This is a genomic window from Saccharopolyspora sp. NPDC050389 (assembly GCF_040655595.1).
Taxonomy (GTDB): Bacteria; Actinomycetota; Actinomycetes; order Mycobacteriales; family Pseudonocardiaceae; genus Saccharopolyspora.
The window spans coordinates 19259-32112 of record NZ_JBFAKG010000012.1 but is presented as its reverse complement, the minus strand read 5'-3'; the positions used below and the strand labels follow the sequence as shown (position 1 = coordinate 32112).

Annotated in this window: 14 protein-coding genes; 2 read left to right on the top strand and 12 right to left on the bottom strand. The window is 70.8% G+C overall.

From position 1 onward, the window contains the following. Positions 1-72: 72 nt before the first annotated feature. From AB0I53_RS10210 to AB0I53_RS10200, 3 genes are all read right to left on the bottom strand, one after another. Positions 73-690, bottom strand: a complete 618-nt coding sequence (locus AB0I53_RS10210) for a class I SAM-dependent methyltransferase (RefSeq protein WP_358599479.1) — start codon at positions 688-690, stop codon at positions 73-75. Between the two features lie 131 nt (positions 691-821). Beyond that, on the bottom strand, positions 822-1574 hold the full coding sequence (locus AB0I53_RS10205) for an amino acid ABC transporter ATP-binding protein (RefSeq protein ID WP_358599476.1): 753 nt from the start codon (positions 1572-1574) through the stop codon (positions 822-824). Beyond that, the gene (locus tag AB0I53_RS10200) at positions 1574-2491 is read right to left on the bottom strand and encodes an amino acid ABC transporter permease (RefSeq protein ID WP_358599473.1); all 918 of its coding nucleotides are present in this window, start codon (positions 2489-2491) and stop codon (positions 1574-1576) included. The genes AB0I53_RS10205 and AB0I53_RS10200 overlap by 1 nt, the downstream gene beginning before the upstream one ends. Positions 2492-2903: 412 nt before the next feature. Here AB0I53_RS10200 and AB0I53_RS10195 point away from each other — a divergent pair, with 412 nt between their 5' ends. Beyond that, positions 2904-3821, top strand: a complete 918-nt coding sequence (locus AB0I53_RS10195) for an ABC transporter substrate-binding protein (protein WP_358599470.1) — start codon at positions 2904-2906, stop codon at positions 3819-3821. Positions 3822-3982: 161 nt separating this feature from the next. Here the strand turns inward: AB0I53_RS10195 and AB0I53_RS10190 are convergent, their stop codons facing one another. The 9 genes from AB0I53_RS10190 to menD all read right to left on the bottom strand — a co-directional run bounded on the left by AB0I53_RS10190 (position 3983) and on the right by menD (position 12239). Beyond that, a complete protein-coding gene (locus tag AB0I53_RS10190; protein WP_358599467.1) occupies positions 3983-4240 on the bottom strand; it encodes a hypothetical protein in 258 nt (85 codons plus the stop codon). A 2-nt stretch (positions 4241-4242) separates the two neighbouring features. Then, positions 4243-4758, bottom strand: coding sequence for a DUF3039 domain-containing protein (locus AB0I53_RS10185; protein ID WP_358599464.1), 516 nt, complete (start codon positions 4756-4758; stop codon positions 4243-4245). Then, on the bottom strand, positions 4755-4925 hold the full coding sequence (locus tag AB0I53_RS10180) for a hypothetical protein (RefSeq protein WP_358599461.1): 171 nt from the start codon (positions 4923-4925) through the stop codon (positions 4755-4757). Before AB0I53_RS10180 ends, AB0I53_RS10185 begins: the two co-directional genes overlap by 4 nt. Positions 4926-4983: 58 nt before the next feature. Next, entirely contained in the window at positions 4984-6198 is a 1215-nt protein-coding gene (locus tag AB0I53_RS10175) for a helix-turn-helix domain-containing protein (protein WP_358599458.1), read from the bottom strand. Between the two features lie 148 nt (positions 6199-6346). Further along, positions 6347-6907, bottom strand: coding sequence for an NADPH-dependent FMN reductase (gene ssuE, locus AB0I53_RS10170; protein ID WP_358599455.1), 561 nt, complete (start codon positions 6905-6907; stop codon positions 6347-6349). Positions 6908-7104: 197 nt separating this feature from the next. After that, positions 7105-8166 carry a methyltransferase gene (locus AB0I53_RS10165; protein WP_358599452.1) on the bottom strand — a complete coding sequence of 354 codons (1062 nt, stop codon included), beginning with the start codon at positions 8164-8166 and terminating at the stop codon, positions 7105-7107. 16 nt (positions 8167-8182) lie between these two features. Further along, the gene (locus AB0I53_RS10160) at positions 8183-9352 is read right to left on the bottom strand and encodes a chorismate-binding protein (protein WP_358599449.1); all 1170 of its coding nucleotides are present in this window, start codon (positions 9350-9352) and stop codon (positions 8183-8185) included. A gap of 15 nt (positions 9353-9367) precedes the next feature. Then, positions 9368-10522, bottom strand: a complete 1155-nt coding sequence (locus AB0I53_RS10155; RefSeq protein WP_358599446.1) for an acyl-CoA dehydrogenase family protein — start codon at positions 10520-10522, stop codon at positions 9368-9370. 43 nt (positions 10523-10565) lie between these two features. Further along, positions 10566-12239 carry a 2-succinyl-5-enolpyruvyl-6-hydroxy-3-cyclohexene-1-carboxylic-acid synthase gene (gene menD, locus AB0I53_RS10150; RefSeq protein WP_358599443.1) on the bottom strand — a complete coding sequence of 558 codons (1674 nt, stop codon included), beginning with the start codon at positions 12237-12239 and terminating at the stop codon, positions 10566-10568. 230 nt (positions 12240-12469) lie between these two features. Here menD and AB0I53_RS10145 point away from each other — a divergent pair, with 230 nt between their 5' ends. Further along, on the top strand, positions 12470-12784 hold the full coding sequence (locus tag AB0I53_RS10145) for a hypothetical protein (protein ID WP_358599440.1): 315 nt from the start codon (positions 12470-12472) through the stop codon (positions 12782-12784). The last annotated feature ends 70 nt before the right edge of the window (positions 12785-12854 follow it).

Genomic DNA, 12854 nt, shown 5'->3' with positions numbered 1-12854 from the left:
ATTCTCGTGGGAGCGGGGCAACGACGAGGGGCGCCTCCGGCGGACCGGAGGTGCCTCTGGACAGGCTTCGCGCTAGCGGACTTCGAGGACCGGGATTCGGCAGCGGACGTTCTCGCCCTTCACCGACTCCCACTCGTCCGCTTCTCGGAGGCGGATCCGGCCCTCCGTGGCCAGGCCGTTGATGTGCTCGCCCACCTTCCGGGACTCCCAGACGTGCGCCACCGTCGCCACCACCAGGCCGCCCGGGCGGACCACCCGGACCAGTTCGTCGAGGACCTCCGGGCCGACGTGACCGTCGGTGATCGTGCCGACGCAGATCGCCGCGCCGTAGGTGTTGTCGGCGATGTCCAGGCGTCGCGTCAGGTCGGCTTTGGCCAGGTTGCGGTAGACGCCGCGGGCCCGGGCCTGGTCGAGCATGCCCTGGGACAGGTCGACTCCGTCGATCACCGCGACCGAGCGCTTCGCCAGCGCCGCGCCGACCAGGCCGGTGCCGCAGCCCGCGTCCAGCACCGGCCCCGGGTCGCCGGCCAGGTCCACCAGGCGGTTCGCGGCGTTCGCGGGCGCCACGTAGTCCATGCCCTGGACCATGTCCGCGTCGTACTCCGCCGCCCACTCGTCGTAGACCGTTTCGGCTTCTTCCTTGCTCTTGAGGTCGTACGCGCGCTGCAGCTTCGGACTGCGCCCAGTCATCATCGACTCCCTTCGCTCGGACTCACCCACCCTTCCACGATCCGATTCCGAGAAATACGACGGAGATCACAGCGCCGCGTCGGGATCGGCGCAGCGCACAGCGTTGTTCTCGATCGCCGCCGGATCTCCTTTCACAGCACGCGCTGCAGGAAGTCCCTGGTCCTGGGCTGCCGGGGATCGTCCAGGACCTTGCTCGGCGGCCCGGTTTCCAGCACCTCGCCGTTGTCCAGGAACACGACGGTGTCCGCGACCTCCCGGGCGAAGCCGATCTCGTGGGTCACCACGACCATCGTCTGGCCCGCCTCGGCCAGGTCACGCATCACCGCCAGCACCTCCCCCACCAGCTCCGGATCCAGGGCGCTGGTCGGCTCGTCGAACAGCAGGAGCGTCGGTTCCATCGCCAGCGCGCGGGCGATGGCGATTCGCTGCTGCTGGCCGCCGGAGAGCTGTCGCGGATAGGCGTCCTCGCGATCCGCCAGGCCGACGCGGCGGAGCTTCTCCCTCGCCCTGATCAACGCGTCCTTTTTGGACAAACCGAGCACGCCGACCGGCGCCTCGATCAGGTTCTCCAGGACCGTCAGGTGCCCGAACAGGTTGAAGCCCTGGAACACCATGCCGATCCCGGCGCGCTGGCGGGCGATCGCGCGGTCGCCGAGCTCGTGCAGCTTGCCCGCCGACTCGCGGTAGCCGACCAGCACGCCGTCCACCTCGATGCGCCCGGCGTTCACCTTCTCCAGGTGGTTGATGCAGCGCAGCAGCGTGCTCTTGCCCGAGCCGGACGGGCCGATCACGCAGGTCACCTCGCCTTGCCGCACCGCCAGATCCACGCCGCGCAACACCGGCGTGGAGCCGAAGCTCTTGTGCAGACCGGTAATCCGGAGCATCACCGGGCTCCCTTCAGCACGGCGCGGAACCGCTGCAGCGGCGTCGGCGGCAGCTCCCGGTGGGCACCGCGGGCGTAGTGGCGTTCGACGTAGTACTGGCCCGCCGTCAGGATCGACGTGATCGCGAGGTACCAGACGGTCGCCACCAGCAGCAGCGGGATCACCAGGTAGTTCCGGTTGTAGATCAGCTGCACCGAGTACAGCAGGTCGTGCACCGCGATGACGCTGACGATCGAGGTGCCCTTCAACGTGCCGATGAGCATGTTGCCCGACGGCGGGATGATCGCGCGCATCGCCTGCGGGAGCACGATCCGGCGCAGCACGCGCATCCTGGTCATGCCAAGTGCCTGCGCGGCCTCGGTCTGGCCCGCGTCGACCGACAGGATGCCGGCGCGCACCACTTCCCCGGCGAATGCGGCCTCGTGCAGCACCAGGCCGATCACCGCCGTCGTGGTGCCGCCGAGCAGGTTCACGGTGTCCACTGTGAACAACGGCCCGATGCTCAGCGTCGGGTACAGCGCGCCGATGTTGAACCAGAACAGCAGTTGGACCAGCAGCGGGATGGATCGGAACAGCCAGGTGTAGGTCCAGCTCAGCCAGTTCAGCACGGGATTTCCGGACAACCGCATGACGGCCAGCACGGCACCCAGCGCGAAGCCGAGGACCATGGTGACGGCGGTCAGCCACAGCGTGAGCCAAAGGCCGTTCAGCACGGCCGGGAGCGCGAAGTAGGCGGCGACGACGGGCCACTGGAAGTTCGGGTTCGTGGCCATCGAATGCACCACGAGCGCGAACACGACCAGCGCCGCGACGGCGGCGATCCACCTGGCGGGATGCCGCGCGGGCACCACGGGCGGCGGGTCGACTATGGCGGGCTCGGCGTCCGGCACCGCCTGCAGATGCGTTGATCGGGTCATCGGGACTTTCCTGTCGTGCGGCGATTTCGGCGAAAATCAGCACGTCGATTTCCGATGAAATCGCGCTGCTTGGACGAAGGAGAGAAACGCCTCGCAGGAAACGGCCGCCGAACGACGTCGGCGCGGGGTCCACCACCGCCTGACACGCTAGCCGCCCCGGCCGCGGCGTCAAGGCCGTCCCAAAGGTTGATCGTCGTTGACACCCACCGGGCCTCCGGCGATTCTCGTTGTGTGACCAGGCAACTGCGTTTGGTGAAACGCGCCCACATCGACCTCGCCCTGGTGTGGTCGGCCGCTTGTCGCGGCTGACGCCATTCCTCCTTCGCGCCGTCAGCCGCTGCAGCTGACCACCTCGCACGGGCCGTCCACCACCACCGCGCCCGTTCGCTTCCCGTTGAAGGGTTCACACCGAATGCTGCCCCGTTTCAGAACGATCGTCGTGATGCTGGCCGCGGCCGGGTTGCTCGCCGGATGCGCGCCCGGCGCGATCCCGACCGAAGCCGCGCCCGGCCTGGACGCGACCGCCGACGTGATCTCCGCAGTTCCCAAGGACGAAGCGATCGCGGCGCTGCTGCCACCGGACGTCAGGCAGGCCGGGGTGCTGAACTTCGGCAGCTCGCTCGACGGCAGCCCGCCCGGAGCGTTCTACCTGCCCGACAACCGCACCGCGGTCGGCGTGGACATCGACGTCGCCGAGGCCGTGGCCCGCGTGCTCGGCGTGCGCATCGACCGGCAGGACGCCGCCTTCGACACGATCCTGCCCGCGCTGGGCAGCGGCAAGTTCCAGGTCGGCACCGGCAACTTCGGGGTCACCGAGGAACGCAAGAAGACCGTCGACTTCGTGACGTACCTGAACGACGGCCAGGGTCTCGCGGTCCGCCAGGACAGCGATCTCGCCCCGGTCACCGACGTCACGCAGCTGTGCGGGCGGACCATCGGCACCGGCGCGGGCACGACGTTCGAAACGACGCTCAACGCCCACCAGCACCGCTGCGGCGAGCTGGGCCGGCCGGCCTACCAGGTGCTGGTCTTCAAGGAGATGAGCGCGCAGTACTCCGCCTTGCAGCAGGGCAAGGTCGACGTGCTGATGAGCACGATCAACGGCCTGCGCTACACCGTCAGCCAGCAGCCGAACCTGCGATTCCTCAACGAGTTCCGGCGCCTGAACGTCGGATTCGCGCTGGAGAAGGGCTCGCCGCTGGCGCCCGCGTTGCAGGCGGCGGTGAACAAGCTGATCGAGGACGGCACCTACGAGCGGATCGTGCGCAAGTGGGGCGTCGAGGCCTCGGCGATCGGCACCTCCGAGACCAACCCGCCGGAACTGCACTGAGCCGGTGACGCGATGAAAAGGGCGCTGTTAGACCGTGGAGGCCGTTGAGTCCGCAATGGACAAGGGCATCAGCGCCGCGCCCGGACGATCCACGCGGTCAGTCCCGGACGACGATCCGGGTGCCGCTCTCGGCCGGTGCGGCCACGTGGCCGCACCGGCTTCTACAGCCGTTGCAGTCCGGCAAGCACGTCGGCGAGTAGCTTCCACGTAACCCTCGGGTGACTGCACGCGACGCGTTTCGCTGCGGCGCGCTCGGCGTCGAGTGCTTTCTCGTCGGCGAGCGTCGGCGGGTCGATGTCGGCGATCTCCGGGAGGGTAGAACGGCTGGCAGTCGGCGGTTCGGCGGCGAGATCACCAGTCCAGCTCACGGTGTACCCGGCCGCGATGATGCCCGTGCGGCGGTGCTTTGCCGCTGCCATGCCTACGAAATCTCCTCGAACGCGATCTCGATGCACTCCGAGCACATCGGCCATCCGTCCGGCGGGCGCTCGTCCGGCCCCCATCCGATCTCTCCGCAGAGCCCCGAGACGACCGTCCCGCCCCCGTACGGCTTGGTCGACTCGTTGGGCTTCGCCCAGTGGACGACGCGCTCGCGCCAGGACGGCGCGTACAGCAGCATCACGCCCGACGACTCGACGATGACGTCCGCCGGGGACGCAGCCAGAAGCTCCCGGCTCGACGGCGCGCTTTCGAGCTCGGCGCGTGCGACCGGCGGCGCTTCGCTGGTGAGCGCAGCGAACATGAGGCACGTCGGGCACGGGTTGCCCGTGAACGGCTCGACGATCTCGGCTTCGTCCGGCGCGAGCCGGTCGCCGCACGGCGACACCCACACGAGGTGATCGACGCGGTAGGCGTGCACTTCCGGCGGCCGATCCGGCGGCGCGTACTCCGGGCGTAGCCGCGCCAGGATCACCGCCGCTGAACGCTGGCCGTTCACGCGGCACGCCCCGGAAAACGACGGCGGAGCCGTTCCTCCCGACGCCGCGCCTCCGCCTTCAGCGCCTGCTTCTCCCGGTGTCCCGGCAGCCACCACACGATGAAAAGCGGAACGAAGATCACCGACCAGGCCAGCAGCCCGAGCAACATCGCCAGTGCCTCATGCATGGCGACAAGATCTCCTGGCCCGACACGGCCGATAGGTACGTTTTGTACCCCTACCCGATCAGCGGACCCCGATCCGCTGCGCCAACGACCGCACGGCCGCCAACTCGCCACCTGGCGGACCGTCAAGAAGCGAATGCGTCAACTCGCGTGCCCAGCCGTTGAACCGGGCTGTTTCCGGCGCAGTCCGCTCCGCCCGGTCCAGCATCCCTAACACCGCTGCCTGATCGCCCTGCAAGGCGTGAACACGGGCGACCTCGATCAGGTGCCGAGCCCGGCGTGGCACCGACGCGATTTCGGCCGAATCGAAGTTCGCCGCCTGCATAGCCTCGCCACTACGCCGCAGCTCCACTCCCAACGTGACTGCGTTCGCCTTCATGACCGGCAGACCGAAGCTCGATTGCACGTGCCGATAACCGGGTCCGAGCTTCCGGGCGATTCCATAGGCCGACTCCCAGTATCGCCAGGCTTCGCCGTGCCTGCCCCGACGGGCATAGGTCAATGCATTCTCGGCCCGAAGCGCGCCGACCATGCCGCGCCAGTCGTCCGGGGCCGACTCCAGATATGGCTCTAGCTGGGCCGCGCCGTCGTGGGCGACGCTGATCGCCTCTTCCCAGCGCCCCGATTCCCGCAGCGCCTGCACCAGCGCCCACGCCCCGGCAGCCATCGCGTACGGGTCGTCGGCTTCTTGCCCTTCGGTGACGGCCCGGTCGGCGACCAGCCACACCAGTTCCGGCGCGGGCTGGAACGCGACGTAGAAGTCGGCGAGCTGGTAAACGCCCGCCAGAATGCGCCGCGCATCCCGTCGTTCCTCACCCCGCCGTGCCCGGACAGCACGCTGCCCGTCCCGGATCAGGTCGGGCAACAGTGCCCCGAGCTGTGTCCGGTGGTCCGGCGAACTGTGCCGCACCTTCCACGCCGACACCAGCCGTTCCGCCAGGTGCGCCAGGTCCACCGGCCGCGTGTCCGGCGTGAGCCGGTACTCGGTCAACGCGGCTTGCACGTCGTAGAGCGCCTGGTGAGCAGCGCCAGGCGCGAACCGGGACACCGACACCGCTTCATCGTTCCCAGTGAGCTCGGCGAGGTCTCGAACGTCGAGTACGTGGGCAAGCTTGGTAAGCATCTGGAGCTTCGGCGTCTGCAAGCGCCCGGTCTCGACCGCCTTAACCCACTCGGCCGACCGGTCGACGAGACCGCCCAGCACACTGCGGCTCATCCCGGCGCGTTCCCGCGCCTGACGGATACGAGCACCAACAGACGGACCGTTCGAGGACACGATCACATCACCTCTTCGCGGAAGAACCTCTTCGCGAAACCCCCAGCCCGTCGACCGGGGGCATACCTCCACGAAGAGGTACCGCCGAGCATAGCGAGATCCCGATCAGGTGACGAGGAGTCGGGCGGCGCCCTTCTGCCTCGTGTCGTTAGGCCGTGCGGCCGAGGACCGTGGAGTGCGGGACGCCGTCGAGGGCCTTGGTGAACTGCTCGACGACGTCGGCCAGCGGTTCGGCGCTGTCCGGGTGGACGCTGAGCTGGTCGTCCACCACCGAGATGTGCTTGTCCAGCAAGAAGAAGCTCTGCACCGCGTGACGGGCGCCCAGCGAGTGCACCACCGGGCGCAGCGCGTAGTCGATGGCCAGGACGTGGGCGACGGTGCCGCCGGTCGCCAGCGGCAGCACCGCCTTGCCGGCGAAGCCGAACTGCGGCAGCAGGTCCAGGAAGGCCTTCAGCAGGCCGGAATACGCCGCCTTGTAGGTCGGGGTGGCCAGCACGACGCCGTCGGCCTCGGCGACCTTGCCGATGGCTTCGGCGATCGCCGGGGCGCGGGTGTCGGCGCCGAGCAGCGCATCCGCGGGCAGGGTGCGGACGCGCAGGTGGTCGGCGCTGCGGCCGGACGCCGCGATGCGCTGGGCGATGTGCTCGCCAATCCGTTCGGTCTTCGAGGTGCGCGACGGGCTGCCGGAAATTACGAGGACGCTGGACACACGTGCTCCCTGAGTCCGAGATTTCAGTCCGCTGTGGACTGCCTGCTGATCCGGATCTCCGCCGGATGGCGGAGGCCGGGCTGGCGGAACGCTAGGAACGACACGCTTGGGCCGACACGCGGCGGAAATCCACGTGCCGCCGCTTCGTGAGCACCGGGAACATCACGAATCAATCGCAACAGAGCACCACCGGCATGTCAATGCGGGTATCCGCGCGTCCCACCAGCCGGACGCGCCCGCCGATCGAGCATCGCGACGACGATGCTGGAGGCCGATCCGGTCGCCAGGTGGCGCTCGACGCGCAGCCCGGCCCGCGCGAGCAGCGCACCGTACTCCGCGGCGTTGCGTTCCCGGCCGTGCGTCAGCGCGGCCATCACCAGGTCCAGCCGCTTGCCGAGATGCGGTTCGTCGTTGTCCGGCAACACCTTCTCGACCACGAGTAGCCGGCTGCCCGCGTCCATCGCCTGCGCGCAGGTGCGCAGGATGCGCACGCAGGTGTCGTCGTCCCAGTCGTGCAGGATCCTCGACAGCAGGTACAGGTCGACTCCCGCGGGCACGGACTCGAAGAAGTCGCCGCTGCGGACCTCGCACCGCCGCGACATCCCGGCGGCCGCGACGTGCTTCCGCGCATGATCGGAAACGTCCGCGACGTCGAAGAGAACACCGCGCGGACGCGGGTGGCGGCGGAGGATCTCCAGCAGCAGCGCGCCGATTCCGCCGCCGACGTCGACGATGCGTTCGGCCCCGGAGAAGTCGTACGCCTGGGCGACCGCGGCGGGTTCGTCGCCGTGCGTGGCGATCATCATCCGGTTGAACAGCCGCGCCTCGTCCGGCCGCCGGGCCATGATCTCGAAGAACGGGAGTCCTTCGGCTATCTCCGGCCCGGTCCGGCCGCTCTCGACACGCTCCGGCAACGCTCGCAGCGCCTTCGAGAACAACTCGCCCTGCATCATCAGGACCATCTCGGCGGTGCCGGACGGGTGCCCGGCCAGCAGCGTCCGGCCGCTGCCGGTCAGCGCATACCGTTGCCGCGGACCGGTTTCCGCGCCCGGCTCGGTGCGCAGCAGGCCGGTGGTGGCGACGGAGCGCAACACCTGGTGCAGCGGCACCGGCTGCACCCGCAGCTTTCCCGCGAGGTCGGCGCAGGACATCGGGCCGCCGGCGAGCAGATCGGGAATGCCGAGCCTGGTGACGACGTACATCGCCCTGGCCAGGAACGCGGCGTGCATCGTGTCCAGCACGATCGGTGGAGTGCGCATCGTGTTCTCCCGGTGATCAGGCGCCGAGCACTTCGCACAGCGCGGCGAACTTCGCCTCGGTCTCCCGCAGTTCCACGTCCGGATCGGATTCGGCGATCAGCCCGCACCCGGCGAACAGCCGCGCCCGCGGGCCCGTCAGCTGGGCGCACCGCAGCGCGATGCCCAGCTCGCCGCTACCCGTCGCGTCGATCCAGCCGACCGGGCCGGCGTAGCGGCCCCGGTCCAGGCCTTCCAGCTCGTTGATCACCCGGTCGGCGGCGGCGCGCGGGGTGCCGCCGACGGCCGCCGTGGGGTGCACCGCGGCGGCGAGTGCGAACAGGTCGAGGTCGCCCTTGAGCTCGCCCGCGACATCGGTGGCCAGGTGCGCGATGTCGCGCAACCGCAGTTCGAAGGGCCCGTCGGTCCGCAGCGTGGTGCAGTTCGGCGCGATCGCGCCGACCAGCGACGCGACGGCGTACGCGTGCTCGCTGAGATGCGTCCGTGAACGCGCGAGTTGCACGCCGTCGTCCCAGCTGGTGCCCGCCAGCACCCGGGCGGTGAGCCTGTTCCCGTCGCGGCGCAACAGCATTTCGGGCGTCGCGCCGACCAGCCCGGCGACGGCGAAGGTCCAGCAATCCGGGTGCCGCGCCGCGAGTTCCCGGACCAGGTGGCGCGGGTCGATCGGCTCGGCCGCCTCGGCGACCAGGTCCCGCGCGAGCACCACCTTCTCGAACTCGCCGCGACGTATCCGGCGCACCGCTTCGGCCGCGGCGTCCCGCCACCGCGCGCTCGGCAGATCTCCGTCCCGCCACCGCACCGGCCCGGGCCCGGTGACCGGCGCGGCCGGGATGCGCGGGTCGGGGCCGATCGTGGTGATCCAGCTCCGGCCCGCCCGGCGGCCCACCAGCACGCGCGGCACGATCAGCACCGACCGGCCGTTCCCGGCGTAGGAGAAGCTGACGAACGCGGCCACCCTCGGGTCGCCGCCGATGCGCTCGACGAAGCGCGCCCAGGCCTCGGCGGCCTGCCCGAAGCGGTCGGGGCCGCTGATCTCGAACCGGGCGGCCTCGCCCCAACCGACCAGCCCGTCACCGCCGCGCAGCCAGGACAGCACGCCGTGCCTGGTCGGCACCAGCTCGCACAGCTCGACCTCGGCGTCGAGGTCGCGGATGCTGACGATCTCCCGTTCCGGCACCGTCGTCGTCATGTTCGGACCTCCGGTTCAGATCATTTCGGTGATGTTGGGCGTCACGCCCAGCAGCGCGCGGCCGAACAGCTCGCCGTTGCTCGCCGGGCTGGCGACCGCGTGCCGCACGGCCACCTGGATGTCCCGCAGGTAGCCCTGCAGCGGGTGCGAGTCGGCCAGCGCGGAGGCGCCCGAGGCCGACACGAGCCCGTCCACCGCCTCGCGGCACAGCCGCGCGGCATGACCGGTGTGCAGGCGGATGCGGGCCCTGGCGAGCTGGTCGGGATGCGTTCCGGCGGCGGCGTGCCCGTCCACGACGGCCGCCGAGTCGTGGCCGATCAGCCGGACGACGTCGATCTTCATCGCGGCATCGGCGACGGCCAGCTGGAAGGCGGTGGAATCGCTCTGCCGCTCGTAGTCGGTGAACGAGATGCCCTTCTCACCCGCCTGCTCGACGACGTGTTCCAGCACCGCCTCGGCGATCCCGAGGCACGGGGCGATCAGGTAGGCCGCCAGGGTGGGCATCATGGCCGCCCGGTAGCGGGGCACGTCGGGCCGGTTCCCGGTGCGCTCGCCGCGGACGGCCGGTCCCAGCTCCAGCACCCGGTGCGCCGGGACGAACACGTCCTCGCCCACCAGCAGGTTGCTGCCCGTCGCCCGCATGCCCAGGGTGAACCAGGTGTCTTCGACGGTCAGGTCGCGCATCGGGACCAGCGCGAGGCCGACCCCGGATCGCCCGTCGAGAAAGGGAAATCCCAGCATCGCCCACTGCGAGTGCAGGCAGCCCGACGCCGGCGCCCACCGGCCGCTGAGCCGCCAGCCGCCGTCGACGGCGCGGGCGGTCGAGCGCGGCGTGAGCACCGTGCACACCCGCACGTCCGGGCCTGCGGCGTAGATCTCGTCCTGCGCGGCGCCGGGGAACAAGCCGGTGATCCAGGCTCCGGACCCGAGGATCATCACGGTCCAGGCCGCCGCCGGATCCGCCTTCGCGACCTCGCTGGTCGCGTCGATGGCGGTGCGCAGGTCGGATTCCCCACCGCCGTACCGGCGCGGCGCCAGGGCGCGGAACAGCCCGGCGCCGGCCAGCGCTTCGACCGTCTCGTCCGGCAGCCTGCGCAGCCGGTCTCCGATCGCCCGGTTGCGGGCGAGGATCGGTCGGAGGTCCGCGGCACGCCGCACGAGATCGGTCACAGCAAGCTCCTGCACGCAATCGAAGGGATGTTGCCGAATCTGCTCAGCGCTGCGGTACCGGGGCGCGTGCGCCGGTCTCGATCGCCCGGCGCAACCGGTCGTGCAGGGCGCGCCGGTCCGCCCGGTTCACCGGAACCTCGACCACGCGCAATCCGCCGCCGGTCCGGAGCACCTCCGGGAGCTGGTCGAGATCCGCAACCGTCGTGTGCGGCACCCCGGCGGCGTTGCACAGCTGCGCGAGATCCGCCCGGACCGGGGTGGCGAAGATGCGCTCGAAGGACGCCGCGTGTTCCGGCGCTCCCTGTTCCAGCAGCGAGAAGATGCTCCCGCCCGAGTCGGCGGCGACGACCAGCGTCAGCGCGGGGCGGGGCTCGTCGGGGCCGAGCAGCAGGCCGTTGGAGTCGTGCAGGAAGGTCAGATCGCCGAGCAGGGCGTAGCTCGGGCCGTCGTGCGTCAGCGCCGCACCGATCGCGGTGGAGACCACCCCGTCGATCCCGGCGACACCGCGGTTGGCCAGCACCGCCACGTCGGCCCGCGGCCGGGCGGCGAGCGCGATGTCCCGAATCGGGCTGGACGGACCGGCGAAAAGCATCGAGCCCGCCGGAACACCTGCCGCCACCGCTCCCGCCAGCCCCGGCCCGGTCACTCCGCGCTCCGCGGCGAGGGCCTCATCCAGCGCCGCCCCCGCAGCACGATCCGCTCGCCGCCAGGCGTCGCCGAAGGCCGCCGGAGGCGCCCACGCCGCGGGAATTCCGCCCACTCCGTGCACGGTTCCCGCCACATCGGTCCACATCGGACGATTACGTCCGCAGGACGTCGCCGCCGGGACGGCGAACACGTCGACGCGGTCGTCGGCCAGCAGGCGCTGCACGCAGCGGTGCAGGGTCGGCCGTCCCAGCACCAGGACCTGCTCGGGCATCAGCTCCGGCGCGGCACCGGACAGGGCCGCGGGCAGCAACCACGGCGCGGTGCGCAACGAGCGTTGCCACAGCGCCGATCCGGGCTCGGCCAGCACCGGCACGCCGGCCGGGATCCGCCCGGCCCCGCCCTGACCCGCCACCACCAGGGTTCGCGACACCTCGAGCGGCAAGGGGCGCAGCCGTTCGACGACCGGCAGCACGTCGTTCCACGGCGCACCGCCGGCCCGGCCAGTCACCACCTCGCGACCGTCCGGCACCAGCGGTTCCCGGAACGGCACGTTCACCTGCACCGGTCCCGGATCTCCCGTGCGGACGCCGACGGCGATCGCGCATGCCCGATCCACTGCGGACCGCCAGCGGGCGTTCGCGGAACTTCCTTCCGCTACTGGGAATTCGATCGCGGCCCGCACACCGGTGCCGAACAACCGGTGTTGGTCGACGGTCTGCCCGGCCCCGGTGCCGCGGAGTTCGACCGGCCGGTCCGCGGTGATCGCGAGCAGCGGGATCCCGCTGTGCGAGGCCTCCAGCACCGCCGGGTGCAGATTCGCCGCCGCGGTGCCCGAAGTGCACACCACCGGCACCGGGCGTCGCCCGCGCATGGCGAGTCCAACTGCGAGGAATCCGGCGCAGCGCTCATCGATGCGCACGTGCAGCCGCAGGCGCCCCGCCGCGTCGGCGGCGTGCAGCGCGAACGCCAGCGGTGCGTTCCGCGAACCCGGGCACAGCACGGCTTCTCTTGCACCACAACGAATCAGCTCGTCCACCAGCACGGTGGCCTGCGCGGTTGACGGATTCATAGGCGGTCAACTTACGCACGCGGCCGCCACCAGGCGTGAACGATCTGTTACGGAACGCTCACACGCCGATCCGTTACGCGTAGAGGATCAATTAGCGGGGCCGGAACTCCGGCTTCACCTCGCCGCCGCGGTCGCGCTGGTTGACTTCGACTCTCGTCGGCGGATTTCGCCGCGCTGCCAACGCATTCTGCCGACGACAACCGGAAAGTACTCCAGTCGAAGGGAATGCCGTGAGAAACGACAACGGGAACCGGCCGCTCGCCCGGCGCTGCCTGCGGGCCGCCGCGACGCTGGCCGCCACCGGCGCGATGCTGGGCGCCGTCGGCGCCGGAACCGCGTCGGCGCACGAATCCGAGCCGTCCGGCGGCCCCCTCGGCGCCGTTCAGGAATCCGGCGGCGCGCTCCTGCACCACGTGGAGGAGTACCACCTCTCCAAGCCGACCTGGGAGATCGAGAGCCTGCTCACCAGCCCGCAGGAGAACATCCGCGTCCACAAGGCGATGCTCGACGAGATCGTCGACCCGCTCGTCGGCCTGCTGCCCTGACGACATCCGGCGGCCGGGGGGGGCGCGGGGGGGCGGCGCCCCGCCCCGCCGGGGGGGGGGGCGCGGCGCC